This window comes from Dictyobacter sp. Z7_2 (assembly GCF_057551105.1).
On sequence record NZ_BAAJPE010000001.1, the window covers coordinates 334,175 to 351,618 of the forward strand.

Annotated in this window: 11 protein-coding genes and 1 pseudogene; 10 read left to right on the forward strand and 2 right to left on the reverse strand. The window is 51.1% G+C overall.

Annotation, left to right across the window (positions count from 1 at the left end):
* Positions 1-72 precede the first annotated feature (72 nt).
* Together AC27N8_RS01285 and AC27N8_RS01290 are read left to right on the forward strand one after the other, a co-directional pair.
* Complete coding sequence (locus AC27N8_RS01285; RefSeq protein WP_487063148.1) at positions 73-1,158, forward strand: LacI family DNA-binding transcriptional regulator; 1,086 nt, start codon at positions 73-75, stop codon at positions 1,156-1,158.
* Between the two features lie 105 nt (positions 1,159-1,263).
* Positions 1,264-3,504, forward strand: coding sequence for a discoidin domain-containing protein (locus AC27N8_RS01290; protein WP_487063150.1), 2,241 nt, complete (start codon positions 1,264-1,266; stop codon positions 3,502-3,504).
* 118 nt (positions 3,505-3,622) lie between these two features.
* On the opposite strand, the gene AC27N8_RS01295 is transcribed toward AC27N8_RS01290, so the two are convergent.
* On the reverse strand, positions 3,623-4,516 hold the full coding sequence (locus AC27N8_RS01295; protein WP_487063152.1) for a phosphotransferase family protein: 894 nt from the start codon (positions 4,514-4,516) through the stop codon (positions 3,623-3,625).
* Between the two features lie 495 nt (positions 4,517-5,011).
* Here AC27N8_RS01295 and AC27N8_RS01300 point away from each other — a divergent pair, with 495 nt between their 5' ends.
* From AC27N8_RS01300 to AC27N8_RS01325, 6 genes and pseudogenes are all read left to right on the forward strand, one after another.
* Entirely contained in the window at positions 5,012-6,883 is a 1,872-nt protein-coding gene (locus AC27N8_RS01300) for a cellulose binding domain-containing protein (protein ID WP_487063154.1), read from the forward strand.
* 263 nt (positions 6,884-7,146) lie between these two features.
* Positions 7,147-8,091 (forward strand): annotated as a pseudogene (locus AC27N8_RS01305) (arabinofuranosidase catalytic domain-containing protein); the annotation flags it as partial.
* Positions 8,074-8,544: a cellulose binding domain-containing protein gene (locus AC27N8_RS01310; protein WP_487067886.1), complete on the forward strand. Its 471-nt coding sequence runs from the start codon at positions 8,074-8,076 to the stop codon at positions 8,542-8,544. The pseudogene AC27N8_RS01305 and the gene AC27N8_RS01310, both read left to right, overlap by 18 nt.
* A gap of 118 nt (positions 8,545-8,662) precedes the next feature.
* Positions 8,663-10,435 (forward strand): cellulose binding domain-containing protein, encoded by a 1,773-nt coding sequence (locus AC27N8_RS01315; RefSeq protein ID WP_487063156.1) that lies wholly within the window; start codon positions 8,663-8,665, stop codon positions 10,433-10,435.
* A gap of 126 nt (positions 10,436-10,561) precedes the next feature.
* Complete coding sequence (locus AC27N8_RS01320; protein WP_487063158.1) at positions 10,562-12,445, forward strand: cellulose binding domain-containing protein; 1,884 nt, start codon at positions 10,562-10,564, stop codon at positions 12,443-12,445.
* A gap of 174 nt (positions 12,446-12,619) precedes the next feature.
* Positions 12,620-13,153: a hypothetical protein gene (locus AC27N8_RS01325; protein ID WP_487063160.1), complete on the forward strand. Its 534-nt coding sequence runs from the start codon at positions 12,620-12,622 to the stop codon at positions 13,151-13,153.
* A gap of 160 nt (positions 13,154-13,313) precedes the next feature.
* On the opposite strand, the gene AC27N8_RS01330 is transcribed toward AC27N8_RS01325, so the two are convergent.
* Positions 13,314-14,021: a hypothetical protein gene (locus tag AC27N8_RS01330; protein ID WP_487063162.1), complete on the reverse strand. Its 708-nt coding sequence runs from the start codon at positions 14,019-14,021 to the stop codon at positions 13,314-13,316.
* Positions 14,022-14,125: 104 nt separating this feature from the next.
* Between AC27N8_RS01330 and AC27N8_RS01335 the strand changes: the two genes are divergently transcribed.
* The gene (locus AC27N8_RS01335; protein WP_487063164.1) at positions 14,126-14,596 is read left to right on the forward strand and encodes a hypothetical protein; all 471 of its coding nucleotides are present in this window, start codon (positions 14,126-14,128) and stop codon (positions 14,594-14,596) included.
* Between the two features lie 401 nt (positions 14,597-14,997).
* Positions 14,998-17,424, forward strand: coding sequence for a protein kinase domain-containing protein (locus tag AC27N8_RS01340; protein WP_487063166.1), 2,427 nt, complete (start codon positions 14,998-15,000; stop codon positions 17,422-17,424).
* Positions 17,425-17,444 lie beyond the last annotated feature (20 nt).

The window sequence follows — 17,444 nt, forward strand, 5'->3', positions numbered from 1 at the left end:
TGGTTATGCTTTCTATACGTCCGAAAACGTTTTCGGACTCCTCGACACAATGGAAAAGAGTTTTTAGATTGTATGCAAAATATCCATGACGTGGCAAAAGCTGCGGGTGTCTCAATTACCACGGTGTCGCGTGCCCTCAACGGATACGGAGATGTCAGTGAGAAAACACGCCAGCGCATTCTGCGTGTGGCAAAAGAACTGGGTTACCATCCCAACGCTGCGGCCCGCAATTTACGTGGGAAGCGTACGCAGACAGTCGCCTTTGCTCCCTATCTTCGAAGGTATAGCGACCCTCATACTCACCAGCAGATGGAGCCTCATCCTTTCTTCAAAGAATTCATCGGGACGTTGGCTTTTGACTGTATTGAGCATAATCTGAGTTTGCTCGTCACTTTGCCACATGCCGGGCAAAGTAGCATGGAAATGTATCAGGAATTGGCTGGCTCTGGGAGAGTGGATGGTGTAATCCTGGCGAATATTCAGGCTGAGGATGCGCGGATTGCTCTGTTGCAGGAACTACGTCTGCCCTTTGTCGCGTTTGGTCGAACTCTAAACGAAAGTGATCAGTCCTACCCATTTGTCGATGTAAATAGCCGAACAGGTATGATCAAGCTGGTACAATATCTGGTCGGACAGGGACATCGACAATTTGCCTATCTGAGCGATCCACTGGATGTATCCTACGCGTACTTCCGCCAGCGTGGTTATCTGGAAGCACTGCAACTGCATGGCTTGAGTCAGCATCCAGATCTGATGACGCTGGATTTACAAACGCAGGAGGAGGTATCTGAGGCCATTGCCCGTCTGTTGGCGCTGCCCGCAGAAAGCGCTCCGACTGCGCTGGTGGTCAGCAATGACGATCTGGCGCTCCAGGTGCTTGCCGCGTTGCGTGCGTATGGTCGAGCTATTGGCAAGGAAGCCGGGCAGCTTGCGGTCGCCAGCTTTGACGATCTGCCTTTTGCAGCGTTCGTGAATCCAGCTTTGACGACGATTCGCCAACCGATGGCAACGCTTTCAAAGCTGGTATTGGAACTGCTCGTGCAAATTCTGAAACAGGAGGTGCCATCCTTCGAAGTACACGGTTCGTTTCCCCTCGTACAACTGGCTCCAACACAATTCCTTATTGAGCCGGATTTAATTATTCGAGCATCCGCATAAAGATGCATGCGGGTTTGTCAGCAACAAGAGCTATTCTCAAAGAACGAGATAGTGGCGTAGATGTACTTCTCAAGAACGACGTCTTTTCAAGGAGGAAAATAAACAATGGAACGACATGTCAAATTGACATCTATACGTCTCGCGATGCTTCTGGCCTTACTGGTGCCAACGTTTACCTTTTTTGCCAGCCATACCGCGCCAGTCAGGGCAAATGTGACGCAGGTTGACTCGGGAGTAATTGGCTGGGACGGCGACAAGGATGCCGCGATCGCTCATCAAGATGGAAGTTTTGATATTCGCGCTGGCAAGAATATAACCGCCAGCTTTGGAATCGCTCAGGGCGCTTCACAACTGGAGTGGACCAATGCCAATGGGTATTTGCCAGCACTGATTACGCAGTTCGAGCGTGATAACAGTACCGTGACGATTACCAGCTTTGGCGATGAAGTGACCATTGGCGGTAACAATTTTGTGGCAGTCTATAGCCGGGTGACGGTCTACAACCACGATATAGTGAGTCACACCGAAGCTCCCGCGCCCTCCAGTGGCCTGCTGGCGCTCAATAGCGTAAGTTCCACAGTTGCGGCAGGACAGACCCTCAGCCACGATTATGTAATTGCGGTCGACAAATTCGGCAATACCTATCCCTGGCCCTCCGATAGCGCTCTGACGGCTGCTGGCGGGTGGGATAGCCATTTCACTCATATGCAGACCTACTGGGATACCAAACTAGCAGGGATTACAGTCCTGAACCAGTTGCCTGATGCGCGTCTGATCAACGCGTACAAGGCTGGATATATCTATACGAACATTGTCAAGGATGGTAATAATCTAAATGTGGGAGAGAATGGCTACGATCAACTCTATGACCATGATTTGATCGGCATCCTGGTTAACCTGATGAATGAGGGTGATCTTACGAACGCGCAGGCATATTTGAGCACCCTGTTTACCAGCACCTATCCCGATTCCACCTATAAATACAGCTGGCCCTGGGCTGTCTACTTGCTAAAAACAGGCAATACACAGTATGTCAGTGCACATTTTGCAATGCTGCAAACCAAAGCGCACGCCATTCAGGCAGATGCAACCGGGCCAAATGGGATTATGATGGCCTCCAATGGTATCGATGCTAATGGATACTGGACCGTGGATGATGAGTCGGCGTTGCTCGGTCTACTGGCGTATGGCTATATCGCCCAACGCCTGGGAAATACGAGCGAAGCGAACTGGGCCAGCAAAGAATATGCGACCTTGTTGAACTCAATCAACACAGAAGCGTCCGCGACGATCAATGCCAACGGCTTAAATTATATCCCCTGTGCGCTTAATCAGTCCAACAGCGCGAATCGTTGTGGAACCGCCAATGATGCCAACTGGGCCTCAATGTTTCTCTTTGGCCGTTGGGCCTGGGATGGCTATCTGTTCAATGGCAGCCAGCCTGGTCCGCTGATCGATCTGATCGATAGCACTTACGCGTACGGCTTTAGTCGCTTGCAGGGCCAGTTGCCGCCGCATACCTATGGCGGATATCCTGGGTACAGTACGGCCTACAACGCTGGCTATGGCTCGGCCGGCCTGCGCGGGAGCCGCTATCGTTCCGAGGGCATCTATGACTACGAGTTTATGATCTCCAATACCATGAGCGCGCCTTTCTCCTGGTGGGAAGGTATTCCCAGTGTTGGTTCGACCGCCTGGTCGCCCAACCCCCATGCCACTAGTGGAACCGGTTCTAGTCCACATATGTGGGGTCAGGCCAACGCAAGCAAGGTGCTACTCGATTCGTTAATCGCCGAGAAAATCGATGGGTCGCTGATCATCGGCCGGGGCATACCAAACGAATGGCTGCGTGACAGGCAGACAATTCAGCTTTCCAACTATCCGATCTCTAACAACCACCGGGTCGGCATGCAGGTAAGTACAGCAGGAAATCAGGTGACCCTGACGCTCTCTGGCAACGCCCCTGCAGGCAATATTCTCTTTAGCCTACCCATTTTCCAGAACAATATCAGCGCAACCAGTGTCGGGACCATCAATAACAGCCAGGGCACTGTAACGCTGCCAGGAACGACAACCAGCGTGACCGTCACGCTTACCAATGTGCCCACGTTTACCAATCTCGGCGGACTGGACCTCTCTGGCTACTGTCATGCTATTGGCGATATTGGCGGAGTCAGCCTGGATGGAACAACTGTCAATGATTGGCACTGTATCGACAGCCACAACCAGCATGTAGGGATTGATTTGAATAGCGCCTGTGACTGGGCCTATCCTACATCACCGAGCACGTTCGCTCAGTACAGCGATTTCAATACCCCATATAGCTGGAGCTGCTATAAGGCTTGAAACTCAACGGAATGTTCTCCCACACAGATCATCTTGTTTGTCTCCCTGGTCCGACGTTCTGAAGGTCAGAAAGTCGGACCGCTATTGACAGGCGCGATGATGTAGAAAGTCTCGTTGATTAACCTATTGATGGAGGTGTCGTGCTTGAGTTTGTTCTAAACTCCAAAGAATCTCGCAGGGCCATAATATCTCTTTCAGCCAATACATTGAAGCCTCTTTCCAGCAACCATGGAATTTCACCAAGCAGACGCAGAAGGCGATAAAAGGAAAGTATTTGCTGAGTTTCTTCATTATTGTCAATGCTGCCGTATCCTTCCAAGAGCAAATCAGTCAATTCGTGATCCCACAATGTGACAATAGCGACATCTAAAAGGGGATCTCCTGGTTGAGCGTCGGCAAAGTCAAGAAATGCAAGAACCTGTTCGGTTTGTGAATTCACAAGGATATGTGCGGTCTGAAGGTCACCATGTAACAACACCACGGGTCTCTGTACGAGAAGAGGTCGAAGCTTATCAAAATAGTTTTGGAATATACTGATGTGCCTGTGCTCCAGCACATCTAATCTTTTTACCTTCTCTATCTCCTCATTTCTCCACCACGAGATAAATGCATCCCACTGATGCTGTCCACCTGAAAAGGGAGGATGAGCGCCGATAGTATGGATGCGCTGAAGATACTTCCCTGCTTCTTTCGCGGCAAGTATATTACGTGAAGATAATGGATGACCTCTTATGTGTTTCATTGCCAGAACAGCAGGCGGGCCAGCTTCAAATCCAAGTAGTTTGGGAATCGGAACATCAATTGACGCGACTTTTCGAGCGACAGCATGTTCACGCTGAAGAAGTAGGCTGTCCAGATAGACCTTTAAGATGATACCAGCATTTTCAGCAAAGAAGATGGCACGATCAGGCTGAAGATAGAGGACTTTTAAAGTATCCTTTGACCCGGTGATGTAGATAAGCATTCTTTTTGCGGCTACTTCGAGTTCTTGATTGACAAATTCTTTGTTCATAAGCACATCATCCTTATTCAGGGGAAAATAAAAAATTCTGATGATCCGCTTGCTCGCGGCGCACCGCATTGCTCCTGATCCTCTCTATTTTACATCATACTTCAGGTATGCACGAATGCTCATTTTTAAAGAATGAAAGTGCAGCTTTTGTGAAAAAAACTGAAGAGTTATGCATTGCTAATGCACACTGCACGCATTATACTAGAATTATCATCCATTCCAGGATGATCACCTCTTGTAGCTCAGAAAGAACAGCTACAGCATAGGGACGTGCCTTATCAACTTGCGCCACCACCCTCTGGCTGCTCTCACGGGCTTGTTATGTATATTTGTTAACTGTTTCTCTAGCATTCTGGTATCGCGATCTCTTCCCATGTACCTTAGCACAATACCAGACTGCTGTTTGCCATGCATTCTTGCTTCTAAAAGTCTCGTGAGCAAGAAGGAGGCATCTTTCATTGTTTATAATGCCTCTTCTAAGGAAGGAAAAGGAACATGATGAAACAGCGTCATCGACGACGCACAGTCGTATTCTCTGTGCTGATCGGCATCACATTGCTCAACGTCATCATTAACGTCAGCTTCTTCCAGCAACGCTCCTCTGCGGCATCAGCTGTCACTATCAATGGGGCAACCACCTATCAAACGATGGATGGCTTTGGATTCTCAGAAGCGTTTGGACAGGCCAGCAGTTTGCAAAGCCTGCCCTCTAGTGCGCAGAAGCAGGTGCTGGATCTGCTCTTCAGTCCGACCACCGGTGCTGGCTTAAACATTTTGCGCAATCTGCTTCCTTCCACCTCTGGGAGTTCCATCGAACCCAACAGCCCAGGAAATCCAGGCGCGACACCGACCTATCGCTGGGATGGCAGTAGCGAGGGACAAATCTGGATGTCCCAACAGGCGAAAATTTATGGGGTCACGCAGTTGTATGGAGATGCCTGGAGTGCCCCAGGCTATATGAAGACCAACGGAAGTGAGGCCAATGGGGGCACGCTTTGTGGCGCTCCTGGAGCCGCTGGCTGTGGCACCGGTGATTGGCGACAGGCATATGCCAACTATCTGGTTCAGTATGCCAAGGATTATCAGAGTGCTGGTGTTCCTCTTACAGAGCTTGGAGCCTTCAACGAACTCAACTATACACCGAGTTATTCCAGCATGATCATGAATCCTACACAAGCGGCCGACTTTATTGGCATCCTGGGATCGACCGTCCGTTCTTCTGGGCTGAGTCCAAAGATTGTGTGTTGTGATGTGCTTGGCTGGAGCTCGGCGCAAAGCTATGCCAGCGCGCTCGAAAATAACTCTGCCGCCAATTCTTCATTCAGCATCTTCTCCAGCCACGGGTATGCCGGCGGCCCGACATTCCAGATTACTGGATTGGGGAGTCATCATGCCTGGGAGACCGAGTGGTCTACCTTCGACAATTTTGATGCGGCCTGGGATGATGGCAGTGACGCTTCCGGTTTGACCTGGGCACAGAACATTTCCACTGGTCTGACCTCAGCAAATCTGAGCGCATTTCTTTACTGGTGGGGCGCTTCTAACGGCTCCGATAACGAGCAACTGGTCCAGTTCAATGGCTCAAATGTTGTTCCAACAGGTCGTCTATGGGCTTTTGCCAACTACAGCCGCTTTATTCATCCCGGCGCTGTTCGCATTGGAGCCAGCTCGGGAGACAATAACTTGCAAGTAAGTGCGTACAAAAATACCGATGGAACGACATCTATTGTAGTGCTCAACACCGCCAACAACGCGACAACAGCCTCCTACTCCTTGCAAAATCTGGCAGTGGCAAATGGCGCAACGGTGACGCCCTATCTGACCAATAATTCCAGCCACGCAGCTCAGCAAGCCGCTACCTCTGTCAATAACGGTGCCTTCAGCACGACCATTCCTGCTCGCTCACTGATCACCTATGTGCTCAACGGTACAGGCGGAGCCACACCAACCCCAACACCAACGCAGGGTGTCACACCAACCCCAACACCAACGCAAGGGGCTACCCCAACGCCTACGCCCACATCGACACCCGTTTCCGGTGCCAGTTGTAGTGTCCACTATGCCATCACCAATCAGTGGCAGGGAGGCTTTGGAGCCAGTCTAACCATTACCAATACCAGTTCAACGGCCATTAATGGCTGGAGCCTGAACTTCTCGTTCCCCAATGGGCAAACGATCTCCCAACTCTGGAATGGCACGGTGACCCAGAGTGGCAGTGCAGTCACCATCACCAATACCTCCTATAACGGCTCTATTCCAGCGGGTGGAACCTTAAATTCGTCCCCTGGCTTTAATGGAACCTGGAATGGGACCAACTCACCACCAACCGCTTTCACCTTAAATGGAGCAACTTGTAGCGTCGTCTAATCCGAGAGGGAAGACATCGCGTGCTTTCCTTCCTGAGTGGACGGGAAAGCACGCGATGTCTCCTTTGTTTGTCCATGTTTGTGGAGCACGATCTCTATGAGATGGTCTATTTGAAAGGACACAGGGGTGTGAAACAATTATCCACATACGCTCAATATTTATGCTCTCGTAGGTGGAGACTTCTACTGGCACTCATGATTGTGGTGGGGAGTATTTCCAGCATGTTTATAGCTTCTCGCACACCAGCGCAGGCGGCGCTTCAACAGCCATGTGACATCTATGCATCTGGCGGCACGCCATGTGTTGCCGCTCATAGCACAATACGTGCACTTTTCTCAGCCTACAACGGCAACCTGTACCAGGTGCAACGGGCATCAGATAAAGCGTATCTCAACGTCGGAGTCTTGTCGGCTGGTGGATACGCCAACGCTGCGGCGCAGGTTTCCTTCTGTACTGGCACAACCTGCACAATCACGATCATCTACGATCAGTCCGGGCATGGCAACGACCTTGCCTACCAGGGACCTGGCGGGGCCGGCGGCAATGACACCCCGGCGAGCGCGACATCTGAGTCACTGACAGTGGCTGGGAACAAGGTCTACTCACTTTATATTAATCCCGGCAACAGCTACTGGCACAATGGCTCCTCATCAGGCATGCCGAAAGGGAGCGCTCCACAGGGTGCCTACATGGTAACCAGCGGGACGCACGTCAACAGTGGCTGCTGCTTCGACTATGGCAATAGCGAGACTGACCGCAAAGCCGACACGGCTGGCGCGATGGATGCGATCTACTTTGGTACCAGTTGCTGGTTCGGTGGATGCACTGGAAACGGTCCCTGGGTGCAGGCCGACCTCGAATGGGGACTGTTCCCCGGTGGAAGCAGCTCCTGGAACTCTAATCAGCGCGCATTTCCTGACCGTTACGTCACTGCCATGCTCAAAAACAACGGCACAACCCAAATGGCGATCAAGGGCGGGAACGCGCAATCGGGCAGCCTGACCACGATGTATAAAGGATCGTTACCCAACGGATACAACCCGATGAAGCAGCAGGGAGCTATCGTTCTGGGCAGTGGAGGTGACTGTTGTGCCACCAACAATAACCTGAGCCTGGGTACCTTCTACGAAGGAGCCATCGTGGCTGGCTATCCCTCCGATGCCACCGATGATGCTGTACAGGCCAACATTGTGTCCGCTGGTTATGGTAGCACTCCCACGCCAACACCAACACCCACGCGAGGCATTACCCCAACACCAACGCAGGGTGTCACGCCAACACCAACGCAAGGGGCTACCCCAACACCAACGCCCACATCGACACCTGTCTCAGGTGCCAGTTGTAGTGTCCACTATGTCATCATCAATCAGTGGCAGGGAGGCTTTGGAGCCAGTCTGACCATCACCAACACCAGCTCGACCGCTATCAATGGTTGGAGTCTGAACTTCTCGTTCCCCAATGGGCAAACAATTACCCAGCACTGGAACGGCACGGTGACCCAAAGTGGCAGCGCAGTCACCATCACCAATACCTCCTACAATGGCTCCATCGCACCAGGGCAGACGCTCTCTTCTGCTCCTGGCTTCAACGGCTTGTGGACCGGCAGTAATGGCTCACCGACCGCCTTCACCCTGAACGGAGCAGTTTGTAGCGTCGTCTAATCGTTTTATCGGTCACCGTGTGCTCTCCCTTCCTGAGCACGCGCTGGCTTTGTGGCTCTACCTGTTGGGTATCAAGGGCCTTTATATGGCCCTGGCATAAACGAGATGGAGGCTTTTTATGCAGAAAAGATCAAAACAAGAAGTTTTTATGCACCGTATCCGGTATTACTATGTTATCCCGATCTTGCTCATCTTTATTTTTTCGTCAGCGCTGATGCTCGTTAATGCAAACAGCGTCCATGCCAGCGTGGCACTCCCCCTGGAGAACAATGGCCTCGCTCAAACACCTTTGATGGGCTGGAGCAGTTGGAGCAGCATTCGCAGTACCCCATCCGAGGCAACAATCAAGACCCAGGCTCAGGCAATGGCAAGCACGCTCAAGTCATATGGGTATTCCTATATCAACCTGGACGATTTCTGGTATCTCAATCCCACCACTACCGTGGATCAATATGGACGCTGGGCGACGGACACGAGCCGCTTTCCTGACGGCATTGCAACCACAGCCAGCTATGTGCACAACCTGGGCCTGAAATTTGGCATCTACCTGACGCCAGGAATTCCGGTTGCTGCGGTCAATCAGAATACGCCAATCCAGGGAACCAGCTATCATGCGGCTGATATCGCTGATACAAGCAAGCACGAGGTCAATTACAATTATGGCAACAGCTCGATGTACTACATTAATTATAGTAAACCAGGAGCCCAGGCATTTATTAACTCGTGGGCCAACGAGTTTGCATCCTGGGGGGTTGATTTTCTCAAGATAGATGGAGTGGGTGACTCAGACATTTCTGATATCCAGGCATGGTCTACCGCCTTGAAACAATCTGGACGCAATATCTACTTTAGCCTCTCAAACAACCTGGATGTCAATAATGTGGGTACCTGGCAACAGAATAGCAACGGCTGGCGCATTGATGGGGATGTCGAGTGCTATTGTTCCACGCTCGTCACCTGGAATAGTGTTTTGTCCCGCATTAACGACGCGCCACGCTGGGTGGGAGATGGGAAGCCCGGAGGTTGGAATGATCTTGATTCGTTGGATGTGGGCAACGGCTCACGGGATGGTCTAAGCAACGACGAGCGCCAGACATATATGACCCTCTGGTCTATCGAATCTGCTCCTCTCTCGATTGGAGATAATCTCACCTCACTGGACAGTTATGGCCTTTCGTTACTTACCAATACAGAGGTCATCGCTGTAGATCAAGCAGGTCATCAGGCGCATCCGATCTCTCAAGCAAGTTCGCAGCAGGTCTGGTTTGCCAATAATGGTGATGGCTCCTATACCGTAGGACTATTCAATCTGGGCGGTTCAACGGCGACGGTGAGCGTCAATTGGAGTAGCCTGGGTTTCAGTGGATCGGCCAGCGTGCGCGATCTCTGGAGCCATACGAATCTGGGCACCATCACGAACAGTTTCAGCGCGACACTCAATACGCATGCCTCGCGCTTGCTAACAGTCACTCCTGGCTCGACTGTCACCCCAACCCCAACTCCGGTCATAACGCCGACCGCGACACCCACAACCACTCCAACGGTGACGCCGACGCCAGTCACAGGGGAACAAGCTTGCTCAGTTCACTACACAATCACCAATCAGTGGACTGGTGGCTTTGGAACCAGCGTGACGATTAACAATACAGGAACCACAAACATCAACGACTGGACCCTGACCTGGACTTTTGCTAATGGGCAAACGATCACCCAGCTTTGGAACGGCACTCTTACGCAGTCCGGGGCATCGGTCTCTGTGGCCAACGTTTCCTACAATGCCACGATTGCTCCAGGAGGCAACACTAATTTTGGCTTCAACGGCACCTGGAATGGCAGCAATGCGGTACCTACATCTTTTGCACTCAACGGGAGGGCGTGCACAACAGCGTAAACAAGCCGGCGTTGAAGCGAAGTTAGTAGCAGCAACAGCGCCCTATTCACCAGAGAAATGAAGAGAACTCTCTTCATATTCAAAGCCACATCGATGATGCCAGATTAACAAGGAGGTTTCACACAAATGAAATGGTTTTTTCGGCCATTCTCCACAAGTACAGCCGTAAGAATGCTTCTCGTCTGTCTATTGACAGGTGTCGCAATCCTGTTTCCGATCTTCGTGCAGCACACCATAGCGGCAACGGGTGTGAGTGTCAGCGTGAACGCCAATAGCAGCCTGGGAAAGATTCCTGCACCGGCCTATGGCGTAAACCAGGCCGCCTGGGATAGCCTTCTACTTGATCCGACATTACCTGGTCTCCTGAGCGCGACCGGGGCCGGGATCATGCGCTATCCCGGTGGCTCTCTCTCCGATGGCTACCACTGGCAGTCCAATACAACTGAAACCAGCTATGCTAATCCCAGTAATACATTTGACGCCTTCATGCATCTGGCCCAACAGGTTAACACCCAGCCAATGATTACGGTCGACTATGGAGCAGGCACGCCGCAAGAAGCCGCTGGCTGGGTTCAGTATGCCAACAAGGGCGGATCTGGCTACAACGGACCGGTACCAACCTATTCAGGAGGAAGCAGCACTGGTCACACCTACGGTATCAAATACTGGGAGATCGGCAACGAGATCTACGGTAATGGAACCTATGGCACCAGTTGGGAATTTGACCATAATACATTGGGGCCGACCACCTATGCCAATCGTGCTGTGGCTTACAGTCAAGCCATGAAAGCGGTTGATCCCAGTATCAAGGTTGGCCTCGTAGTGACGACACCAGGGAATTGGCCCGATGGGATTACCAGCAGTTCATCTCCACAGCCCTGGAACGATACTGTTCTGCCGCTGGCCTGCTCCGCCGCTGACTTCGTGATCGTCCACTGGTATCCGAATGGTGGAGGAGTATCGGAGGCAAATGTCCTGACATCTACCAGCCAGATCCCGACGATGGTCTCAGCGATGCGCTCCAAGATCAATCAGTATTGTGGTTCGCGAGCAAGCTCCATCCAGATCATGATCACGGAAACCAATGGAGGGCCTCTCGATCCCGACCAACGCGCGACAGCCTGGTTTGATGGACTGTTCCTGGCCGATACCTACATGACCATGCTGGAGAATGGCGTGGCGAACATCGATTGGTGGGAAACCCATGATGATTTGGTCTCAAGTGCCTCTTGCAGCGGCTCATCCTGCGAGCCAGCGGCGGAAACTCCTTTTCCACCGTATTACGCTCTCCAGATGCTAGCTACCCATCTGGGTCAGGTTGGGGACACCATGGTCGCGTCCTCGTCAAGCCAGAGTCTGGTAGCTGTCCACACGGTGAAACAGGCGAATGGTAAGCTGGCGGTTCTGCTCGTCAACAAAGATCCCAGCAACAGCTACACGGTCTCGCTTGGGCTCACAGGGTATACAGCCAGCCCGACTACGACGGTGTACACTTATGGGACGAACGGTAGTGGAATTACCTCAACATCCGGATCTTCCTCTAGCGTGACCATCGCACCCTATTCGCTGACGACGGTAGTTTTCTCACCAGGAACCGGGATTACTCCCACACCGACGCCAACACAAGGCACCACGCCAACTCCCACTCCCACTCAAGGGATCACTCCCACACCCGTTTCCGGGGCCAGTTGTAGCGTGCATTACGCGATCACCAACCAGTGGCAGGGTGGCTTTGGCGCCAATCTTACCATCACCAACACGGGTACCACACCGATTAACAACTGGAGCTTACAATTCTCGTTCCCCAACGGTCAAACGATCACTCAGCTCTGGAATGGGAGCTACACCCAGAGCGGCAGCGCCGTCACCATCAGCAATGCGTCATACAACGGGACTATCCCGGCTGGTGGCACACTGAGTTCCTCTCCGGGCTTTAACGGCTCCTGGAATGGGAGCAATGCTGTACCCACATCTTTTGCACTCAACGGGAAGATGTGCACAACGGCGTAAGCAAGTCGGACGCTGGAGCGAGGTCGAATCACCGACCGCGCAACAGCGTCCCATTGTCCCATTACCAGAAAAAGTTTTGTCTCTACTCTAACAGAACAGAAGAGTACGCTCTTCACACCCAAAAACAATCGATAGTGTCTGATTAACAAGGCAATAAGCAAATTTCTCGTATAGTTGATCTTTATCTTACATATGCTCAAAAACGGACTTGACTTTCGGGCCATCCTGATTATAATCAATAACATGGATAAAAAAATCGGAAGCAAAGCATTCATCCTCAACCCAGCGCTTGAACCCTTTAAAGTTTTGGTAGGCGAATGGCAAGCTACCGGGTCTCATCCTTACCTTCCCGGTACAACTTTGCATGGCCGTACAACTTTTGATTGGCTTGAAGACGGCGCTTTCTTGATCATGCATTCAGAGGTTGACGACCCCAACATTCCTGACGGTGTCGCTGTTTTTGGTAGCGACGATATAGCAAAAACATATTTTATGCTTTACTTTGATGAACGTGGCATCTCAAGAAAATACGACGTAACTATGACAGGCAATCAACTCAAGTGGTGGCGAGACGAGCCCAGTTTTTCTCAGCGGGCCACCTTGACCATAGAAGATAATAGCAACAAGATGCAAAGTCAGGGCGAAATGTCACGAGAAGGAGCAGACTGGGAAAGGGATCTGGCACTAACGTATGTACGAGTAAAATAACTCATTCACATCTCCATCCCTTCCCAATCTGTGATGCACCACCTCCATCTTCCTCACCTTCGGCAGCAACGCTCTCACCTCCTCAAACAGCGCCGCCTGTGCTCCCGACAGTATCAGCCTCGGCATATCAGCGTCCAATAAAGTCGCGTCCAGGGTGCCGTTATATGCGAAGGCGTTGCATATTAAAAGCCTGGATGAGTGCGGTAAGGATCGAGGCGTAGACGATGATTTTCTGTCCAGTTGCCTGGATTACCTCCCACGCCATTGAGTCTCGATCTGGTCCGAAAAAGAGCAGTATCAGGAGCAGGAGGCTGTATGTTACCAGCAGGATAGCAAAGCCGCTGAAGATCCAGACAACTTCGTGAGGAAAGCCCGGTGTGAGGAGGACTGCGCTGAAGAGAAGAAGAAAGGTGAGGAGAAAGGCTATCAGAGCTGCATTCAGAAAGGCGTAATGGATCTGTGGCACGAGATCTACTGGCATCAGTGCAACCCCAATGAAGCTGATACATGTCACGAGGCTACAGATTGCTGACAGGCGACTGAGTACCTGCGTGCGGCCTGGAGTGGGGAAAAATTGCGTCATAGCTACAAAGAAGAGTGCCACTCCCAGTGAGCCAGTGCTGAGTGCGGTTGTAAAAAGGATTCTTGCGGGCAGATTGGACTGTCCATTGGGGGTCACCGCTCGACCGAGATCGCTAAAGAAGTTGAAGAAGAAGGAATAGCCATGCACGTGAGGGTCGGCGATCGTTCCTCCTGGATAGAGCTGCATGGCAATGATTGTCAGTACAAAAAAAAGGATGCTGACTGCGATCGTGATGCGAAAAACGCCAACTTGCCAGAAGGCATTACGTGGAAGCCTACCTATCATAGGTAACCAACCCCTTTCTCTCTCCGTTTAATGCCCAGATTCCTCCATATGGATCTGATGCATCCCTATATTTACATACAACCCGCTCTCGTCACATGGGTCATATGCCCCACTTTTCTGCTCTGACTTCCAGCTTTCAAGGTCAAGCGAAGCGAGGACACCGTAGCGTCGCACGCTTGCGTGCGATGTCCCACTCGACGTACGAGAGAGCTGGCTCTCGGTGCACCACGCTGGCGGGCCTGATCGTACGATTTCCTGGGACATCGCACGCAAGCGTGCGACGCTACACGGTCTTCGCTTCGCTTGACCGCTTCCTGCAGGCCTCCCAAAGCAAAACGGAGCAGATGTCTCCAAGGAATGGAGAACATCGTCGATTATTTTTGACTATGAGTCTACTGGCACTTCTACTTGTTTCTTCTCTATCTTTTTCGCCCCTGAGCAAAGTTCATGCCGACACCAGTGGGTTAGCAGGCTACTGGAAGTTTGATAAAGAAAGCGGTTCTGCTGCTCAAAATACATCAAAACGCCAACCATCACCGGCCTGGGTAGTATGGCTCCTGTCAATGTCTGGATAGCGCCTTCTACGGGTACCTATAGTGGAGATGTCTGGGCTCCCGAACTAGATTACATTAACAGGAAGTTTTCAATGGGTTCCCTCTGAAGATGGAACTGAGGATTGGTTCCTGTATCACGCGACTGATGTCAGTGGCTGTGGTTGGGGGTGTCGAAGCCGGGGAAAATACAATTTCGTGGCTAAAATTGGTGCTATTTGTTCTTGTTCCATGGTTTTTCCAGGCGATGATATCACAGGTTACATCACCCGGAAGAGCTTTCTTGATCATTGTTAACACTGCATCTATCTTTTATTAACAGTGGGATAACATTACTGGATGATAATGCAGATGCAGCACTATCTACAAAGCGGAATAGACGAACCATGAGAGATATAATTTTAGCGCTGTGAGAAAAAGAGGACATGATGCACGCAGGGAGTCCACAAATATGTGGCAATTGCGGTGTAACCAATGCACCAGGTGATAGTTTTTGCTCGAATTGTGGCTATACACTGACTGGTCAGCCAACTCATTATCCTACGATACAGGGAACGGGAAATACGCCTACAGTACTGAGTACAAGTGGTAGCACAACGCGCCGACAAACAGGGGCGCTACTGGCAGGTAACGTGCTTAGTGGTCGATATCACATTGTGGAATTGGTTGGACGCGGAGGATTTGGCGCAGTCTATAAAGCAACCGATGAACATTTTCAATCCAGGCATACCGTTGCAGTCAAAGAAATGAGTGATGCCTCTATCTCGCCCCAACAACGTGCTCAGGCCATCAACGATTTCCGAAATGAAGCCAGGCTCCTGGTTGATCTTCACCATCAAAATCTGCCGCATGTGAGTGACTTTTTTGAAGAGGAAAATAAAGCCTATCTGGTGATGGATTTTGTACAGGGAAAGACGCTGGAGACGCTCCAGGATGAAGCTGGTGGACCCCTCCATGAACGCATGGTGATGGAATGGGCACTCCAATTGTGCATGGTATTGCACTATCTACATACCCATCAGCCCCCTATCATCTTTCGAGATATGAAACCATCCAATGTGATGTTGACAACCGATGGGCAAATCAAGTTGATCGATTTTGGGATCGCACGTGTCTTTAAAGCCACCGGGACAAAAGACACGACGCTGCTTGGCTCACGTGGATACGCTCCTCTGGAACAGTATGGGCGTGGGCAGAGCGATGGTCGATCTGATATCTATGCCCTCGGCGCAACTCTCTATGATTTGCTGACCAAAGAGGTCCCCGCTGATGCACCTGCCCGCAGTATCAGCCCGCAAATCTTTGTACCACCACGACAAATCAACGGACAACTCTCCTCTGCCGCCGAAACGATCATAGTAAAAGCGATGATGATCAAGCCTGAGGACCGTTATCAATCCGCTCTCGATATGTATCAAGCGATCATAGCTAGCGGCATTGCCGGCACCACAACATCTGGCACGCAATTTCCTCTATTTTCCGCCTCCGGCCCCACCAATATGATCCAGCATCAGTCAGGACAAACGGCAACACCATTTACGCAATCAGCGCAAGCCACACAGATCTCTTCGTATGGCGCTGGCGCACCACCACAAGCGCCTCCGCAACAGGTGCCTGGCACACCATCCCGGACTCCAGGCATCTCACGGCGTTCTCTGCTGATCGGAGCTGGTACGGTTGCTGGCCTTGTCGTGCTGGGAGGAGCCGGAGCTGCTTACTATGCCTCTCACCTGAGAGATACGGAAAATAAAGCCACGGGAACCATCACCGTCAACTTTATCTATAGCACCGAAAAAGAACAATGGATTCAGCAAGCGATCAAGGATTTTAACCAGCAGAGTTCACCACCAAGAGTCAATGGCAAACAGGTCCAAATCGTAGCCACGGGGCTGGGTTCGGTCGACGCAAAGAATCAGATTGTATCAGAGAGCCTCAAGCCAATGCCGGTCGCGTGGAGCCCGGCCAGTTTTCTGGAACTCAACCAGTTAACAACTGATTGGAGCCAAAAGCACACGCAAGGCCTGCTTTTCTCCTCCGGTGACTACAAAGTGAAATCACTTGTCTTCAGCCCACTTGTCTTTGGTATCTGGGAAAATCGAGCTCAAATTCTCAAAAACAAATATGGGACCATCGATTGGACAACCATACACAAAGCCATCCTTTTGAATAGCTGGGGAGACATTCCCGGTGGAAATAGCGCATGGGGGCCGGTAAAGCTTGGACAAACACGACCCGATCAATCAAATAGTGGCCTCTTAAGTATCACATTACAAGCCTACTCTTATTATGCTATGCAAAGAAATCTCACCGTTTCACAGATACAGAACGCGAATTTTTTGAACTTTTTCTCCGATCTTGAAGGGGCGGTACAAACATTTGGCGCGAGTAGCGGCACTTACTTGACACACTCGGTCCTCCAGGAAGGTCCAGCCGCCTATGATATCATCCCCATCTATGAAAATTTGATTTTGACCAACAATCAGGGAGTACAAGCGCAGTGGGGAAGACTCCAACCAATCTATCCGAAGGTCACCATTCTCAGCGACCATCCTTTTGCTATTTTACAGGGAAGCTGGGCAAGTACAGAACAACAGGATGCTGCAAAATTATTCCGGGATTTCCTGCTCTCACCGCAAGCACAGCGCCAGGCGGTACTCAATGGTTTCCGGCCAGTCAGTACACAGGTCTCGACACAGGATAAGATCAGCAACAACCCTTTTTTGAATCAGCCTGCAAATTTCAAGATTCCAACGGATATATTAAACGAGGCGCAGCCACCAGCCGGTTCTGTCGTAGATGAACTATTAACTCAGTGGCTCAATCGCTATCAGAGCATGCCAACCATTGATTGATGCCATCAACAAGCTGAAAA